At 65.4% G+C, this 15,549-nt stretch carries 17 protein-coding genes and 1 pseudogene; 6 read left to right on the top strand and 12 right to left on the bottom strand.

The annotated features are described in order from the left end of the window. Window positions 1-37 precede the first annotated feature (37 nt). The 6 genes and pseudogenes from VGF12_RS00205 to VGF12_RS26200 form a co-directional block, all read left to right on the top strand. Window positions 38-268, top strand: a complete 231-nt coding sequence (locus tag VGF12_RS00205; protein WP_414709949.1) for a hypothetical protein — start codon at window positions 38-40, stop codon at window positions 266-268. 393 nt (window positions 269-661) lie between these two features. Beyond that, window positions 662-874 (top strand): cold-shock protein, encoded by a 213-nt coding sequence (locus VGF12_RS00200; protein WP_331174032.1) that lies wholly within the window; start codon window positions 662-664, stop codon window positions 872-874. 200 nt (window positions 875-1,074) lie between these two features. Then, window positions 1,075-2,193 carry a serine protease gene (locus VGF12_RS00195; protein ID WP_331174031.1) on the top strand — a complete coding sequence of 373 codons (1,119 nt, stop codon included), beginning with the start codon at window positions 1,075-1,077 and terminating at the stop codon, window positions 2,191-2,193. Further along, a complete protein-coding gene (locus VGF12_RS00190; protein WP_331174030.1) occupies window positions 2,190-3,413 on the top strand; it encodes an alpha/beta hydrolase in 1,224 nt (407 codons plus the stop codon). Before VGF12_RS00195 ends, VGF12_RS00190 begins: the two co-directional genes overlap by 4 nt. A 13-nt stretch (window positions 3,414-3,426) precedes the next feature. Then, entirely contained in the window at window positions 3,427-4,209 is a 783-nt protein-coding gene (locus VGF12_RS00185) for a GGDEF domain-containing protein (RefSeq protein WP_331174029.1), read from the top strand. A gap of 122 nt (window positions 4,210-4,331) precedes the next feature. After that, window positions 4,332-4,492: pseudogene (locus tag VGF12_RS26200) on the top strand (integrase); the annotation flags it as partial. Between the two features lie 677 nt (window positions 4,493-5,169). Here VGF12_RS26200 and VGF12_RS00180 read toward each other — a convergent pair. The 12 genes from VGF12_RS00180 to VGF12_RS00125 form a co-directional block, all read right to left on the bottom strand. Continuing rightward, complete coding sequence (locus tag VGF12_RS00180; protein WP_331174028.1) at window positions 5,170-5,403, bottom strand: hypothetical protein; 234 nt, start codon at window positions 5,401-5,403, stop codon at window positions 5,170-5,172. A gap of 100 nt (window positions 5,404-5,503) precedes the next feature. Further along, on the bottom strand, window positions 5,504-7,120 hold the full coding sequence (gene groL, locus VGF12_RS00175) for a chaperonin GroEL (protein ID WP_331174027.1): 1,617 nt from the start codon (window positions 7,118-7,120) through the stop codon (window positions 5,504-5,506). Window positions 7,121-7,178: 58 nt separating this feature from the next. Then, on the bottom strand, window positions 7,179-7,499 hold the full coding sequence (locus VGF12_RS00170; RefSeq protein ID WP_331174026.1) for a co-chaperone GroES: 321 nt from the start codon (window positions 7,497-7,499) through the stop codon (window positions 7,179-7,181). Between the two features lie 146 nt (window positions 7,500-7,645). Then, window positions 7,646-8,362 (bottom strand): diguanylate cyclase, encoded by a 717-nt coding sequence (locus VGF12_RS00165; protein WP_331174025.1) that lies wholly within the window; start codon window positions 8,360-8,362, stop codon window positions 7,646-7,648. Between the two features lie 262 nt (window positions 8,363-8,624). After that, the gene (locus tag VGF12_RS00160; protein ID WP_331174024.1) at window positions 8,625-9,017 is read right to left on the bottom strand and encodes a hypothetical protein; all 393 of its coding nucleotides are present in this window, start codon (window positions 9,015-9,017) and stop codon (window positions 8,625-8,627) included. Further along, window positions 9,018-9,410, bottom strand: a complete 393-nt coding sequence (locus VGF12_RS00155) for an Hsp20/alpha crystallin family protein (RefSeq protein WP_331174023.1) — start codon at window positions 9,408-9,410, stop codon at window positions 9,018-9,020. Between the two features lie 25 nt (window positions 9,411-9,435). After that, a complete protein-coding gene (locus tag VGF12_RS00150; RefSeq protein ID WP_331174022.1) occupies window positions 9,436-9,888 on the bottom strand; it encodes an Hsp20/alpha crystallin family protein in 453 nt (150 codons plus the stop codon). A gap of 537 nt (window positions 9,889-10,425) precedes the next feature. Further along, a complete protein-coding gene (locus VGF12_RS00145) occupies window positions 10,426-11,853 on the bottom strand; it encodes an aldehyde dehydrogenase family protein (protein ID WP_331174021.1) in 1,428 nt (475 codons plus the stop codon). A 10-nt stretch (window positions 11,854-11,863) separates the two neighbouring features. Then, entirely contained in the window at window positions 11,864-12,088 is a 225-nt protein-coding gene (locus tag VGF12_RS00140) for a hypothetical protein (protein WP_331174020.1), read from the bottom strand. 19 nt (window positions 12,089-12,107) lie between these two features. Beyond that, the gene (locus tag VGF12_RS00135; protein WP_331174019.1) at window positions 12,108-13,610 is read right to left on the bottom strand and encodes an FAD-dependent oxidoreductase; all 1,503 of its coding nucleotides are present in this window, start codon (window positions 13,608-13,610) and stop codon (window positions 12,108-12,110) included. Window positions 13,611-13,644: 34 nt separating this feature from the next. Then, window positions 13,645-14,538: a DUF1838 family protein gene (locus VGF12_RS00130; protein WP_331174018.1), complete on the bottom strand. Its 894-nt coding sequence runs from the start codon at window positions 14,536-14,538 to the stop codon at window positions 13,645-13,647. A gap of 22 nt (window positions 14,539-14,560) precedes the next feature. Further along, on the bottom strand, window positions 14,561-15,547 hold the full coding sequence (locus VGF12_RS00125; RefSeq protein WP_331174017.1) for a VOC family protein: 987 nt from the start codon (window positions 15,545-15,547) through the stop codon (window positions 14,561-14,563). Window positions 15,548-15,549 lie beyond the last annotated feature (2 nt).

Genomic DNA, 15,549 nt, shown 5'->3' with positions numbered 1-15,549 from the left:
GCAAGCGCTGGACGTCGCTATCGACGACCACTCGCGCGTGGGCTTCAGCCAGATGGTGGCCGACGAAAAGAGCTGCGGCGCCTGCAAGTGCCAGCTCGCAGCACTGCGCTACTACAAGCAGTGCGGCGTGCGCATCGACGCCGTGTTGACTTTCAGCGGCTCAGGCTATCGCTCCAAGCGCTTCGCCAGGTTGCTGCGGCACCCGGGGCATCAAGCACAAGCGCATGCGGCCTCCGAACACTTCAATAACGCGGCAACCAGCGCATAGACCGTATCCGGTCTTGCGGAGGCGAGACCAGGGCGAACGTCGTCCCGCGAGGGTTTGGCAGCGGTGGGCGGCAGGCGCCGATGAGCGCGTGACGATGCCCACGCATTCGCTCCACGCCATCGCGACGTCGAGCCTCTGAACGCTCGCAGCGTTTTGGCAGACCCTGGACTCGGACCTCATTGACTTGACAGACGTGCTACCCTGTCCGGCATAGATTCGCGCAAGACCGTTTTCTCAAGGTCTTTTCTGCAGCCCCGCAGGCCACCCCCTGGCCTTTCTTGCGAGCGGCTCGCTTCAGCAACTCCCCGGCGAGTGTTCTTGAGTGTTTCTGTCTCCGCATGGCGTCCGCCTGCGGAGGGTTTTCTCCATCTTTATTTCTATCAAGGAAACACCATGACTACGCAAACCGGCACCGTGAAGTGGTTCGACGACGGCAAGGGCTTCGGCTTCATTACGCCGGACAACGGCGGCAAGGATCTTTTCGCCCACCACAGCGAAGTGCAGAACGACGGCGGGTTCCGCTCGCTGGCAGAAGGCGCCAAGGTTCAGTTCGAAGCGACGCAAGGCGCCAAGGGCCCCCAGGCGTCGAAGATTCGCACGCTCTGAGCGTCGCCCTGAGGCGCTCCTTGGGCGCCATTGGCCCGCCAGGCCCCCTCCTCCTCCACGGAGCGACCTGCCACCAAGCTCAGCTCAGGCGGGCCGGGTCTGTGCCAAGGATGCCGAGAGGGTTTCCCGGCGTTTCGCAGGCCATTCCGATACATTGATCCCACGGGGCACGCTGCAAGTGACACCGCCCCGCGCAAAACTTGCTTGAAGCGTCACGGGCGGAAGCGTCGCCCCTGACGGGACAAGTCCTTCAAAGGAGTTGTCCCTTGCTATCAAGGCCACCCACTTGGGGCGAAGCCGCTCCGACCGCCGACTCGGCGCAAGGCGAACCGTTCCTGGAGCCGGTCTCCGCAGAGCACGCTGAGCTGCAACGTCAGGGAGCCAAAGCGGCCGCCCGTGGCGAAGCGCAGGCATCGAACCCGATGCTCGAAACGATCAACAAGCCTGGAGCTACCGGTGAGACGGAACAGGTATGGGTGGATCGGCGTGACGCCTGGGACCGCGGCCACGACGCTCAGCAACGCCCGATGGCCGCGGTCCCACGTCCACCAGATGGTAGTGAGGCCAACGAGCGCGACCACGACGAGGCGCTGTTCGGCGTCACACGCATACTGACCTTCGCGGGGACCAAGGCCCTGACATCGGCCAGTGGCTTCTTCTTCGAACGCGACGGCAGGCTCTTCCTCGTCACCAGCCGCCATGTGCTGTTCGACGCGCCGACAGGTCATGCACCCGACCGCATCGAAATCAAACTTCATACCGATGCCCGGAACCTGACCGAATTGACCACGCTGTCCATCTTGCTGCATCGCGACGGCTTGACCGCGTGGAGCGAGGCGCGCGACAGCGCTGGCGAGGTGGACGTCGCGGTTCTGGAGATCGACCGGACTGAGTTGCCCGTGGACTACATCGTGCGGCCCTTCGGGCCAGAGCACCTTCCCATCGGATTCGACCTGTTCGAGGTGGGCGACCGCCTGGCCATTCCAGGATTTCCCCTGGGCTTCTTCGACACCGTGCATCAGTTGCCCGTGGTGCGGCAGGCCAGCATTGCCTCCTGGTATGGCGTTCGGTTTCAGGGGCTGGGGTACTTTCTCACCGATGCGCGCATGCACCGCGGCAGCAGCGGCTCCCCGGTACTCGCGCGAGTTGAGTCCGCTTTCTCAGGGCGGGCGCGCTGGTGCCTGCTGGGTGTTCACTCCAGCCGCATGGACATGTCCACACGCGATGCGGCGCTAGACGATTCACTGGGGTTGAACTGCGCCTGGTATGCCGACGTGCTGCTCACCCTGACCTCCAGCGCGAGCGACGACCACTCATGACACAACCTCTCCTTCAAGCCGCCGATCTTCGCGGCGCCGCACGCCTCACCACCGATGCCGTGGCCGGTCTGACCAGCCTCGTGGAGGCCATGCATACGCGCATCGCCGCACTCCCCCGCATTCCACTCCTTAGCGACGCCGTCACAAAGGACGAACGAGCCCATGGCGTCACGGGCCTTGTCTACAAAACCGTGCGCGGCGCGACTCACCTTGCGGGCGGTACGCTCGATGCCTTGCTCGGCTGGCTGGCGCCTGCTCTCGCAGCCGCTGATCCGCACCAGGCGCCCCGCCCAGAGCGCGAGGCGATCCTTGCGGCGCTCAATGGCGTGCTGGGCGACCACCTGGCGACGACGGACAACCCGCTAGCTATCGCAATGCAGTTTCGGTACGCGGGCCGCCCGCTGCCGATCCAGCGCCATGCGATTCGCGCGCGCCTCGGCACTGCGACGCCGAAACTGCTGGTACTGCTGCACGGCTTGTGCATGAACGACCTTCAGTGGAGCCGCGAAGGGCACGAGCATGGTGAGACGCTCGCTCGCGAGCTGGGCTACACGCCGATCTACCTTCACTACAACAGCGGGCTGAGCGTGTCGACCAACGGTCGCATCCTGGCGCAGTTGATGGAGGGGCTGTACAGCGTCTGGCCCATGCCTATTGAACGTCTGACAATGATCGGCCACAGCATGGGTGGGCTGGTGGCGCGCAGCGCCATCCATCACGGCACCCTGATGCAGCGAGGCGGGCTTCGCTGGCCAGGCCGGGTGGACGATTTGGTATGCCTGGGCACGCCGCACCATGGCGCGCCACTGGAACGCATCGGACACGGCCTGGACCTGTTGCTCGGCGCCGCGCCGTACGCCGCGCCTCTGGCTCGACTAGGCAAGGTTCGCAGTGCAGGCATCAATGACCTCCGACTGGGCAATGTGCTCAGGGGCGCAGCGGGCGACGGCGGCACGGAGCGAGCAGACCACGTCGCCTTGCCAAGCAGCACCCGATGCTTTGCCATTGCCGCCAAACTCGGCCCCGCCGCTGGCAGCTTGAAGGCAGACCTCCTCGGAGACGGCCTGGTGCCGGTCGCCAGCGCGCTGGGGCAGCACAAAAACGCTGCCCTGAGCCTCGGGTTCTTGCCGGAGCGTCAGGCCGTCATACACGACACAGGGCACCTCGGACTGTTGTCGAGTGCCGAGGTCGCCGCGCTGCTGAAGCAGTGGCTCGGCTAACGATCGGACCCTCGTGGGCACCAAGCGCCGCAGCGACCGGAGCCAGCGCAAGCTGGCGTCGCTACGGCTTCAAATCGCCCGAGCTGAGGCGCGCCTCACGACGCTGCACGCGTCAATTGCCGAGGCGCGCAGCGACGCAGGCCTCGCGGCTGTCCAAGATGTCCGTGCCGAAAACAAGCATCTTCTCGCAACCAACCTGCGGGCGGAGCAGGCGGCTTCCGACAGCCAGCTTGCGCTCGACCTGGCGGTGAAGGCGTCACAGACCGACCCATTGACGGGGCTGCGAAATCGCAGCGTGCTCTTCGGGCGGCTCTCGCATGAACTGGATTTGGCCAGCAGGCTGGGACATCACGTGGGCGTTCTTCTTCTGGACCTGAACAACTTCAAGCAACTGAATGATCGGCACGGCCACGCCTTCGGCGACTTGATGCTCCAACGGGTCGCGAGTGTCTTGACTGCCACCGTGCGCGCCAGCGACACGGTATGTCGCCTCGGAGGCGACGAATTCGTCGTGGTGGCCTCCACACCGACCAGGGATGGGGTGAGTCAGCTGGCACAGAAAATCACGGAAGCTTTGAGCGAGCCATTTTCCGTTGGTGGACGGATGATGACGGTCTCAGCGAGTGTGGGTTTGTCTGTGTTTCCTGAGGATGGAGACGCGGAAGACGTCTTGGTCTCAAAGGCAGATGAATCCATGTACGCCATCAAGCGCTCAAGATCGCTCGAGTCAATCTGTCAGCGCTCAACAAACAGCGTCCTTGCCTCTCCCGAGCCGGTGGTCCAAGCGCGTCTCTGACTTTGCCGAGACCACTGTTCCAGGGCAGCAGCGCGGCGTAGTCGTTGACGGTCGTGGCGTTGGGCAGCCCTGTGAACAGCACACGCGAGTTGCGATAGCAATCGATGCCGTTGATCCGGTAGGACTACGGGACGCACTCCGTGCGAAAACGAAGGCGACGTTGATTTGCCGGCACACCAAGAACATGTGCGCCGTGCAACCGCTGCTTGGACGTGCGAAGCTGGAGTCGACGGTGAGGCACCTTGGCATCGAGGTCGATGACGCGCTCGAAATTGCCGAATAGATGGAAAACTGAGTCCTTCGATGATGGCCGCGCCCGCCGCTGTGGCGGGCGGCCACTCTGACCGGCAGCTGCTTGGAGCAGCATTGAGCTGGAGGTCTCGGCCATCGGCTGCCGCTGGCGACGGGCGCCTTCCGGGAGGCCGAGTGACCCGTGGATGCGCAGAGGCAGGCCTGCCAAACACGGGTATCCCACGTCTGACGGTCTTGCGGCATGCAGCGTGTAAGCGTACCTTGACGGCTCCTATCCGCGAACGGGTGCAAAGGGGCGACGTGGCAGACGCAGGCAAGAGCACGTTGCAAAGCATCCTGGAGAACCTGCGCGATGCTGCGGTGGGGCCAGCGATTCGGGCGGACGGCCTGCACGCCGGAGCCCGGTCGACCGTGGCGGAGCCAGAGCCTCGTTTAGCTTCCATTGATGCCGTTTTCTTTGGGCCGCCAATCGCGCGCGAAGCACGGTCCGGGTGACTGCTTGAGACGTCGCATGGTTTCGCGGGCGACAAGGTAGGCCTGCAGGTGCCCGCATAGCAGACGATGGAATCGATTGGCTTGGCCGCGATGCAGTGCGCCGTCGGTTGCCTTTCTATCGTTCATGATCGAACCCCTCATCATCTTGAGAATTGCGCGCCGAGTGTCCAAAAGGCACCTCGGCGCGCACGAACGCATCTCGCCCGGCAGCCGCTAGTCGAGCACCAGCCGGAAGCCCATCTGAGCCCAGTTGATGTCTCCTGCGATCTGTGCCTTCACGGCTCGCCAGTGCAAGACCGGGTCGCTGACCAATTGACGGTCGTCGATGGCCTGCTCCAGCAGGCGCCGGGCCCGTTCGGGCCGCAGGGCCGCAGCGCCTGCCAGCCACGCTCGCAAGGCCTGAAGTTCCTTCGCGGTAAGCGGAGCGGGTTGGAGCAAGGCAGTCATCTGGCCGCTTCGGACAGTTGCCCGCGTACTGCAAGCCCAGCCCTCACGGCCCGCGTCCGTCGCGGACCGTTCGGGGTGCGAAGTCGTGGGCCCGTCCATGTCAGAACTCCGTGCCGGCTGGCACCGGCGCCTTGGCCTCCTTCGGCTGCTCCGCGACCGTGGCATCGGTTGTCAGGATCAGCCCGGCGACCGAAACCGCGTTCTGAAGGGCCGAGCGGGTCACCTTGGTGGGATCGACGACGCCCATGGCCAGCAGATCGCCGTACTCGCCGGTGGCCGCGTTGTAACCGTGACTGCCGTCGCCGCGAACAACGCGATCAATGACGACGGACGGCTCGTCGCCGGCATTCGCACTGATCGCCCGCAGCGGGGCTTCCAGCGCGCGCCGTACGATGGCGATGCCGGCCTCCTGGTCGGCGTTGCCGCCGCGCAGCGCCTCCAGCGAGCGTCGCGCGCGCAGCAGCGCCACGCCACCGCCGGGGACAATGCCTTCCTCGACAGCCGCACGCGTGGCATGCAGAGCATCGTCGACGCGGTCCTTCTTCTCCTTCATCTCGACTTCCGTGGCGGCACCGACACGAATGACCGCGACGCCGCCAGACAGCTTCGCCAGGCGCTCCTGCAGCTTTTCGCGGTCGTAGTCCGAGCTGGCGTTCTCGATCTCGGCGGCAATGGTCTTGCGACGCGCCTCGATTTCCTCGGGCTTGCCGGCGCCATCGATGATCGTCGTGACGTCCTTGTGGATGTCCACACGGCGCGCACGTCCCAGGTCTGCCAGCGTTGCCTTCTCAAGCTGCTTGCCGACCTCCTCGGCAATCACAGTGGCACCAGTGAGCACGGCGATGTCTTGGAGCATGGCTTTGCGGCGATCACCGAAGCCCGGTGCCTTAACCGCAGCGACCTTTAGGACGCCGCGCATGCTGTTGACCACCAGCGTGGCCAGCGCCTCACCTTCGACCTCCTCCGCCACGATCAGCAGCGGGCGGCCGGCCTTGGCGACCTCTTCAAGCACCGGCAGCAGTTCGCGGATGTTCGAGATCTTCCTGTCGCACAACAGAATGGCCGGGTCGTCGAGCACGGCCGTCTGCTTCTCGGGGTTGTTGATGAAATAGGGCGACAGGTAACCGCGGTCAAACTGCATGCCCTCAACGACGTCGAGCTCGCTCTCCAGCGACTTGCCGTCTTCGACGGTGATGACACCGTGCTGGCCGACCTTCGCCATGGCCCGGGCAATCAACTCGCCGATGGCCTGGTCGGAGTTGGCAGACAGTGCGCCGACCTGCGCGATTTCCTTGCTCGTCGAGCAGGGCTGGGACAGGATCTTCAGTTCCGCCACAACGGCCTCGCAGGCTTTGTCGATGCCGCGCTTGAGGTCCATCGGATTCATTCCTGTGGCCACGAGCTTCATGCCTTCGATCACGATGGCCTGGGCCAGCACGGTGGCCGTGGTGGTGCCGTCGCCGGCGACATCGCCGGTTTTGGACGCGACTTGCTTCAGCATCTGCGCGCCCATGTTCTCGAGCTTGTCGCGCAGCTCGATCTCGTTGGCGACCGACACGCCGTCCTTGGTGATGACGGGTGCGCCGAAACTTCGCTCCAGCACGACGTTGCGGCCCTTAGGACCGAGCGTGACCTTGACGGCCTCGGCGAGGATGTTGACGCCCTTCACGATGCGGGCACGGGCTTCGTCATGGAAATGAACTTCCTTGGCAGCCATGGCTTTACTCCTTGAAACTCCTTGAAGTTGAGGGATGGGGATGGATGAGCGAACCGTTTCAGGCGGCTCGCAGCGCCGGCGCCGCGACACCAGCCTCGATCACGCCGAGCACATCTTCTTCACGCAGGACCAGCAATTCCTGGTCGTCGAGCTTGACGGTCTGGCCGGAGTACTTGGCGAACAGCACCCGCTCGCCGGGCTGGATCTGCAACGGCCGCACAGAGCCGTCCTGCAGCAGCCGGCCGTTGCCGACAGCGACGACCTCGCCCTGCTCGGGCTTCTCGGCCGCTGTGTCGGGGATCACGATGCCAGAGGTAGTCTGACGCAGCGGGTCAATGCGCTTGACAATGATCCGGTCGTAGAGGGGACGGATTTGCATCTTGGGTCTCCTTTCAGGTGGCAGATGATTGACAAATCTGGACGAACCGCGACAGCCACTGTAGGTGTCAGCTCTGCCGGCTTCGGCCGGTCGGGGATCTAGAGCCGGCGCAGGGGATTTCAAGCCCCCCCGCGCCGACGGCCCGATCAGAGCAGGACGATGCTGTCTATACGGCCGAGCTGATAGACGCTGCGCGAGACGCGCGCGTCCAAAGCGGCAGTGAGCTCCACCGGGCAGGGTGGCGGGCGCCGGCCGTCGGGCATCAGGCTGTCGTCTCGCCCCGCGCCGCGCCACAGACCATCCGCCACCGGCCTGAAAAGCCAGCGCACGTAGCCAATCCTGGCCGCGAAGTCCCGAAGCGCTTCCCGGTCCGGCGCCTCTTGGGCGCGATGCGTCTCGTCGGCCGGATCGAACGGGTTGTCCCCGAAGGCCTGTCGGCACGCCACGGCTTCCTGCACCGACGCGCCGATGACGTTGCAGCCGCGGTGCACTTCTCGCACCAGATTCCATGCGCCCTGCTGCCACGCAGCGTCGAGCATCTGCCGGTCAATCTGCGCCAGGTCGGCCCACGTCTGGTTGAGCTGCAGCACCGAACTGGCCAGCGGCGCCTGCGGCCAGGGGGCGACCGCGTCCGGCGGCGCACGCTGCGTCTCGTCGGCCGCAAAGCCATGCCAATGAAGCAGAAGCAGCAAGGGCGAAGATCTGCGCGGGAGCGTGCTGAGCACGACGGCGGCCAGAGGCCTGCGCAAGACCTCCACCTGCTGCCGGATGATGTCGAAGATCATGGCCCAGCAGATGGAACTCGAACAGACAGCACCAATTTTTGACATCTGCGCGCCGGAAATCAAGTGATCGTGGAACATCGCCGCCGCGCTCCACGTTCCTCGAGGATCTACGCGCGAAGGTAGCGCCCACGGCTGTTCGCCCCAGGCGAAACCGGGCCTTGAGCGCTGCAAGCAGCGCACGAGCGGCGTCAGGCGCCGCGAACCTCAATGCGTCGATGCGGTACCTTCGACTGCCGCGGCAGTTCGATACCCAGCACGCCGGCCTCGTGGGTGGCCTTCGCGCGTTCGACGTCCACGGCAACGGCAACTGGATGTCGCGCCGGAATGCGCCGTAGGCGCACTACAGCAGGGCATAGTTGCTGTTCGCGCGCTCGGGGTCGCACCGCTTGCGACCCAGCACGCTGAGCATCTCCGGTGCGCTCATCTCTATCTGGAAGTCCTCCTGCTCCAAGGCAGGCGCCACAATGCGGACGACCAGCTTGTCGTCCGCACCGTAGACGTCGACCGCCAGGAAGGCCCAGCGAGTCAGCGGCAGCCCGAAGTCCCAGGTGCCGTTCGTCTCAGGCTTGTCGCCGTCGGCGTTGGAGGCCTTGACGTCGTCGGCCCAGAAGCGCGTCAATGCGCCGCTGGCCCGCGCGCCGAGGTCCCACCGGCCCTCCGTCAGCGATTCCCAGGCCCGGCGGCCCCATGCTTCAACTGCTGGGTGAAGTTGGTAATGGTTTCGGCCCTCCATTCAGCCCGCGTTGACAGCGATGCGCCGGGGCTGCGCATGCGCCTGCTTCGGGATGCGCAGCGTTAGCACCCCGTCCTTCAGGTTGGCATCGACCTTGGACGTGTCGAGCTCCCGGCTGAGCGTGAAGCTGCGGCGCCAACGCGGTACGCGCAGTTCGGCGTAGATGGCCTCCAGGCCGCTCGGCGTTTGCGGTTGGACCCGCCCTTCGATCAGGAGCGTGTCGCCCTCCACATGTAGCTCGAGCTGGTCGCGCGGCACGCCGGGCATGTCCGCCAGCAGCGTGATGCCGGTCTCGTCCTCAAAGACGTCCACGGCCGGTGCTACGGCACGTTCGTTGGCCGCGCTATTCAGGGTCGCCTGTTGCTTGTCGTTCTGGATGATCTCCTTGCTCATGATGGTGGCTCCTCGATGAAGTCGATTACTGGATGGCGATGCGCTTGGGTTGGGCGGCTTCGCGGCGCGCGATGCTGACATGCAGCACGCCGTCGCGATAGCTGGCCTCGACATGGTCGGGATCGACGTCGTCCGGCAGCGTGACGCTGCGGTCGAAGCGCCCGGTGACGCGCTCCTGGGCGTAGAAGCGCAGGCGCTCGCGGTCGGCAGGCCCCGGCTGCGCGCGCTCGCCGGCCAGGCGCAGCACGCCACGGTCCAGGGTGACCTCGATCTTGCTGACGTCCAGGCCGGGAGCAAAGGCGTAAATATCCACGCTCTTAGGCGTGCGTCCCACGTTGATCTGCGGCACGGTGCCGCTCGCAACCGAGCGGATACTGCTGGGCAGACCCGACGTGCTGAAGAGGTCATCAAACTCGCGCTGGAGGCGATCGAATTGTCCGAACAGGCTGTTCGGATGGGTCAGCAATGAATGGAACATGGCCTAATCTCCGTTCAGTGGTGTTCACCGGTCGGAACATCCGGCCGGTCGCGCGCTACTTAGGAGCGGGGTCAAGCATTTCAAGAGGGTGCTCCGCTCCACAAGAAGTGGCTGACCAGTTCAGGTGGTTTGCCAGTTCGCCCGATAGCGCACGCGGCTATCGGAGCCTGAGCTGACGGCCAGGTCGCCCTGGCGCAGTCGACCGCTCTCTTGTTAGGAGCTGCCGCTAAGGCCTGTCCCACGAATGTCCGCCATCAGCGGAGTCGGACCTTCGCAACCGGTTTTCCCAGCACGGACTGGAATCTTGTCATTGCCCGCTGCGCCAGCATTGCCCCGCGGCAGGTCTCCTGTAGATTCTTCACCTGGCGCCTGCGCTGTTCGCGCGCGTCCGGCGGGTCAGGATTGGGAGGAAATCACCGTCCTTTAGCCGCCCTGGCCGCGCTGACGGCCACATCACGAAAGCAGTCGGCCAGCAAGCGATCGTCGCAGCGCCTGACGTCAAGCCAACACTTGGCATGGCTGCTGACAGGAGGCCTCTCAATGGCCAAACCACCAGGGTGATGCCTCGCCCGTGTTGATGAGAAAAGCCTGCATGCGATAGAACCGTTGCAGGCTGGGTTTCCCCATGCGCGATCCACCGAGGCCCGAGTATCCGAAAGACTGCTTCGGGGCATCGTGGACCATGCCCGTCAGTGCCGCGTCATTGATGGAGATCGCGCCCGCGTTGAGGCGACTGGCAATTCTCCTGGCTCGTTCGACATCTCGCGAGAAGACACAACCGGACAGGCCGTAGCTCGTGTCGTTGGCGAGCCGGATGGCCTCGTCCTCGTCGTCGAATGGCATCACCGGCAGGACCGCGGCGAAGGTCTCTTCGCTGACGATGGCCATATCGTGGCGGGCATCCACCAGCACCGTGGGCTCCAGCCAGTCGCCGCCGCCCAGCTTCAGCAGACGACCGCCCGTCAGCGCCCTCGCCCCCTTGATGTAGGCGTCCTCGAGATGGCGCTGGACGATAGGCGCCTGGATGGCCGCGATGATGGGCCCCAGCTCGCCGTCGTCAAGGCCGGGGTGGCAATGACGCAGTCTGCCCACCGAATCAGCCAGCGCCGCGGCGAACCGGTCATGGATGCTGCGATGGACGTAGCAGCGTTCGATGGACATGCAGGTCTGGCCCGCATTGACCATGCTGCCGAAGGTCAGTGCGCGCACGGCCAGTTCGATGTCGGCGTCGGCACAGACGATGGCAGCGTCCTTGCCACCCAGCTCCAAGTGGCACGGGATGAAATGCTGCGCCGCCAATTCACCCACGCGGCGACCGGTGCGCACGCTGCCTGTGAAGCAGAGTACGTCGCTGTTGCGCACCACCGCTTCGCCGGTGGCGCCGGCGCCGGTGACGAAGCGAAGCACGGCCGGCAGCCCGGGCACGGCGGCGATGACCTGTTCCAGCACCGGCACGAAGCGCGAAGTGACTTCCGATGGCTTGATCAGCACCGCGCAGCCCGCGACCAACGCCGGCACGGCATCGATCAGGGACAGGATCAACGGGAAGTTCCAGGGGCTGATGACGCCAGCGACCGGATAGGGTCGCTTGCGCTCCTCGATGAGGATATGTGGGATCTGCGACTGTCGCGGCGGAGCATCGGCCAGCAGCACCGGCGCATCGTTGATCCAACGCCGCAGCGTCGCGACGATCGCATCGACCTCCATGACCGACTCGCGATGTCGGCCGGTATCCGCCGTCAGGGCGGCGACCAGAGCCTCGCGCCTGGCCTGAATGGCCTCAGCGAAGGCGGCGACGGCCGCCAGCCGGGCCGGCAGCCCCCCATCCTGCCAGGCCGGCTGGGCCTCGCGCAGCGCCCGGGCCGCCGCCGCCACCTGCTCGGCGTCGTGCACCGGCAGTTCGTAGTCGGGCTGTCCGGTGCGCGGATTTCGGATGGACAGGGTGGTGGCGGCGGTCTGGGTCATGGGATCGAGTTCAGTCTGAAGCCTTGGGGGTCGCGCGGGTGAAGAAGGCTTTGAGCACCAGCTTGATGATGGCGGGTTTGAGGCACAGGCGCAGCATGTGCGCCGCCTCGTCCGCCGCGACGACGGTCTCGCAGGGCATGGCACCCGCGAACCCGCTCATCACGATGGCGCCCTCCTTGACGGCAGCTTCCTCGATGCGCACATTGAGCTTCATCGAAAGGGTGTTGACTCGCATCTCGGGTTCTCCGGGCCGATCAGCCCCAGGCCTTCAGGGACACGGCGTTCTTCGCGGCGGCGCGGCCCGAGATCATCGCCTCGGTCAGGTAGCAGCCGTTCTGATAGAGGTGCGAGAACATGGAGCCACATTCGCCGGCCTCGTACAGACGCGGGATGGGCTGGCCGCTGGTGGAGATAACCTCGCCCTCCATGTTGCGCTTGCCGCCGCCGCTGGTGCAGACCACGGCCGGCACGATCTTCAGCGCGTAGAACGGGCCCTTGGCAATGGGCTGGAGCGTGGCGGGGTGGCGGCCAAACTCGTCCTCCCCCTTGGCGCAGGCGGCGTTGTACTTGGCCACGGTGGCTTCGACGGCCGCCGGATCACGGCCCATCTTGGCGGCCAGCTCCGCGATGGAGTCAGCCTTCAGGATCCAGCCCTTCTGGACTTCGGCACTGTTGTCCTCGCTCCACTCCAGCTGCTCCGTGGCGACGTTCCAGGTGAAGGCCTTGACGACGAGGCAGTTGTTTACACGGGTCTCCTCGTCGAAGATCATGTGCACCGGCTGCGCGTTGATGTGCGGCGTGTCGGTGAAGAAGCCGTGCTTCTTCTCCTTGTAGTGGGTCAGCTGCAGCTCGGCAGTCTCGTTGTAGAAGCGCTGGTTGTCGGCGCAGATCTCCAGCCAGCTGAAGGTCTGCATGAAGAAGTTGCGCATGAAGACCGTCTGGAAGTCCGGATGCTGGATGCCCGGCCAGATGCCGCCCGACTGGCCGTTGTTGCGCATGTGCCAGAGCTCGGCGCCGGCCTTCTGCAGGATCTTGATGCCATCGCCGGTGTTGCCGGGCGTGCCCAGCGGATGGATGTCCTGGTAGCCGCAGTAGTTGCGCTGCATCTCCAGGTTGGCTTCGTAGCCGCCCACGGCCATCACGACGCCGCGGCGCGCCTTGATGGCGGCACGCTGACCCTTGTGCTCGACGATGGCGCCGAACACCTCCAGGGTGTCAGGGTCCTGCACCAAATCCACCAGCGGCGTCTCGTACATCACCTTGACGGGGCGCTTGTCCACATTGGCCTTGAAGGCCAGCCACACGCCGGACGGGATGGGCAGGATGGTGGACGTGTAGGCCACCGCCTCGCGGGCGCCGAACTCGGGGAACTCCAGCACCGCCTCGCGCTCGGAGAAGCCCGTGCCCTTGATGAACTTGGCGCCGACCTCCTCGGCGCGTGCCTGGATCCAGGGCTCCAGCTTGGACATGCGGTCGGCCCAGATGTCCAGCATGTCCTCGGGGATTGGGTTGGGCTGGCTCATCGCGCGCTGGTAGTCCTTCAGCGCCTGCGGGTTCTTGTTGATCATCAGCGACTGGCCCGACGCACGGGCGTTGCCACCGGCATAGCGCTCGGGCATCTTCTCGATGATCAACACTTGAGCGTTGGGGTCGTTGTCGATCGCCTCGATGGCGGCCGACGAGCCGGCCATGCCGAAGCCGCAGATCAGCACGTCGACTTCATGGTCCCAGGCCTGGACGGAGTTCAAACTGGCCATTTTTCTGTTCCTTTGATGCGTTCTTGAAGGGATGTCACTTGCCGGTCGGCTTGGCTGCGGCGGCCTCGGCTTCCCTGAGCTTGCGGTAGTAAGACCAGCTCGTCTCGTTGGGCTGGTAGAAGCTGGTGGGTGCGTCCATGAACTTCGGGTAGTGCTTGCGCGTGTACTCGCGCAGTTGCTCGGGCAGCGCCTCGAAGCTGTCGTACTTTCGGCCGTTGCCGCTGTAGAGCAGCGTGCCGGGCGCCGAACCCATCCTCATCCAGGGCAGCCAGGGGCCGGTACGGAACCAGGAGTAGTGGGTGGGGGTGGTGGTGGCGGCGTCGCTCTGCGCGTCGGCCGTGTTGACGAAGAAGTGGAAATGCTCGGAGGCGATGTAGGTGTCGCCATGCGACTCCTCGGGATACAGGTCCGGCTTAAGCTCATTGGGGTACTTCAACGGCACATCCCAGCGCATCCAGGCCACGTCACCGCGCACCTCAAACCTGCTGAAGGCAGCGAAGGGGTTGGGCTTGCCGGGTTCAATGAGCGGGAACTTGTTGCTGACCGGGTCGTTGGCGACCTGCACCACCTTGACGGTCTTGCCGTTGAACGGGTTGGCCCAGTGGTCAAGGATCTGGCCGGTCTTGAGGTCCACGTAGAACGACACCTCGCGCGTGACCCAGTGGTAGCTTCCGTCGGGCTGCTTGATCAGTCGGCCGGCGTTGAAGCCGATGGTGCGCAGGATGGGTCGGGCCTTCTCGCCGGGCAGCTGCGCGAAGATGGTGGCGTCCCAGTCCTTGTAGACGGGCTTGCCGCTGAGGTCGCCAACGACGCGCAGCATCGCCTGGTAGCTGTCCTCGGGCTTGTTCAAGTCCAGCGCCAGGGCGGCGCCGTGGCCCAGTGCCAGGGCCACGGCCAGCAGCAGCGAAGTCTTGCTCAGTTTGCGCATATGCATCCTATCGGGGGTGGGTTCAGGGAAGCGCCGGCACATCGACCGGCTCGATGAATTCAAGCCATGCGCCATCGGGGGCGCGCAGCGCAAGCAGGCACACCTCGCCCCAGGGCGCGAGGGTCAGCGTGGTGAGTGGCACGACGGGTGCGACGCCCTGCGCCCGCGCGTGCGCCGCCAGCGCGGCGATGCCACGCACCGGAAAGCGCAACACGGCCATGCCGTGGTTGGGCGGTCGAGCGTCGGCAGCCAGGTCCAGTCCTTCGGCGCCCGGGTTTGCGACCAGCTCGATCGAGCCCTCGGCCTTGCCCTGGGGATGGACGATGTAGAGGTTCAGCCCGATCCGGTCTGCCACGCCGGGCGGGATGCCGAACAGGTTGGCACCAGGCGGGAAGCCCGGGCGCTCGTAGTGCATGACGGTCTGAAAGCCCAGCACATCGCGGTAGAAGGCCAACGCGGCATCGATGTCGCGCACGATCTGGCTGGAGTTGAAGACCTGGCTGAACTCGCGCAGGTGGTCGAAGCCCTCCAGCGGCGGTGCCACCCGTTCGATCAGCGCCAGGCGCACGTTGTCGGGCCCGCGCACCAGCCATTCCTTGACCTTCAGCGAGGGGCCGAAGTCCCAGCCGATGGGTGGGGATGCGCCGTGCCAGTGCAGCGCGCGCAAGCGGGCCGCCTGACGCTGCAGGTCCAGCACGCGCACGTTGAGGTCGAAGATGCCGCCGCTGTCCCAGCACTGGTCGTCCGGGCGTACGTCGGCCTGCGGCTCCGCACCGGCCAGCTTAACCAGCCGCACGCAGCCGCTGGCGCAGGCCGGGTGGGCCAGCAACCATTCCTCGCCCGTCGCGCCGGGACGTCCCCATGCAGCCAGCAGGCGCGGATCGATCGCGCCATGGTGGCGCAACTCGAAGCCTCCCACACCCACCCAACAATCCAGGTGCGGGCCCTCGTCACGAACGACGAGCACGGATTCATTGAAGCCGTCGATGTCGAAGGCTGGCCGGTTCATGG

The organism is Roseateles sp., assembly GCF_036404855.1.
Taxonomy (GTDB): Bacteria; Pseudomonadota; Gammaproteobacteria; order Burkholderiales; family Burkholderiaceae_C; genus Pelomonas.
This window is presented reverse-complemented; position numbering and strand designations above follow the sequence as displayed.

What these genes read in the sequence shown, in the direction of transcription:
- VGF12_RS00165 (WP_331174025.1), bottom strand. Translation starts at nt 8,362, where the DNA reads ATGTTCCACGATCACTTGATTTCCGGCGCGCAGATGTCAAAAATTGGT.
- VGF12_RS00145 (WP_331174021.1), bottom strand. Translation starts at nt 11,853, where the DNA reads ATGACCCAGACCGCCGCCACCACCCTGTCCATCCGAAATCCGCGCACC.
- groL (WP_331174027.1), bottom strand. Translation starts at nt 7,120, where the DNA reads ATGGCTGCCAAGGAAGTTCATTTCCATGACGAAGCCCGTGCCCGCATC.
- VGF12_RS00155 (WP_331174023.1), bottom strand. Translation starts at nt 9,410, where the DNA reads ATGAGCAAGGAGATCATCCAGAACGACAAGCAACAGGCGACCCTGAAT.
- VGF12_RS00170 (WP_331174026.1), bottom strand. Translation starts at nt 7,499, where the DNA reads ATGCAAATCCGTCCCCTCTACGACCGGATCATTGTCAAGCGCATTGAC.
- VGF12_RS00150 (WP_331174022.1), bottom strand. Translation starts at nt 9,888, where the DNA reads ATGTTCCATTCATTGCTGACCCATCCGAACAGCCTGTTCGGACAATTC.
- VGF12_RS00190 (WP_331174030.1), top strand. Translation starts at nt 2,190, where the DNA reads ATGACACAACCTCTCCTTCAAGCCGCCGATCTTCGCGGCGCCGCACGC.
- VGF12_RS00130 (WP_331174018.1), bottom strand. Translation starts at nt 14,538, where the DNA reads ATGCGCAAACTGAGCAAGACTTCGCTGCTGCTGGCCGTGGCCCTGGCA.
- VGF12_RS00180 (WP_331174028.1), bottom strand. Translation starts at nt 5,403, where the DNA reads ATGACTGCCTTGCTCCAACCCGCTCCGCTTACCGCGAAGGAACTTCAG.
- VGF12_RS00125 (WP_331174017.1), bottom strand. Translation starts at nt 15,547, where the DNA reads ATGAACCGGCCAGCCTTCGACATCGACGGCTTCAATGAATCCGTGCTC.
- VGF12_RS00140 (WP_331174020.1), bottom strand. Translation starts at nt 12,088, where the DNA reads ATGCGAGTCAACACCCTTTCGATGAAGCTCAATGTGCGCATCGAGGAA.
- VGF12_RS00200 (WP_331174032.1), top strand. Translation starts at nt 662, where the DNA reads ATGACTACGCAAACCGGCACCGTGAAGTGGTTCGACGACGGCAAGGGC.
- VGF12_RS00135 (WP_331174019.1), bottom strand. Translation starts at nt 13,610, where the DNA reads ATGGCCAGTTTGAACTCCGTCCAGGCCTGGGACCATGAAGTCGACGTG.
- VGF12_RS00160 (WP_331174024.1), bottom strand. Translation starts at nt 9,017, where the DNA reads ATGGAGGGCCGAAACCATTACCAACTTCACCCAGCAGTTGAAGCATGG.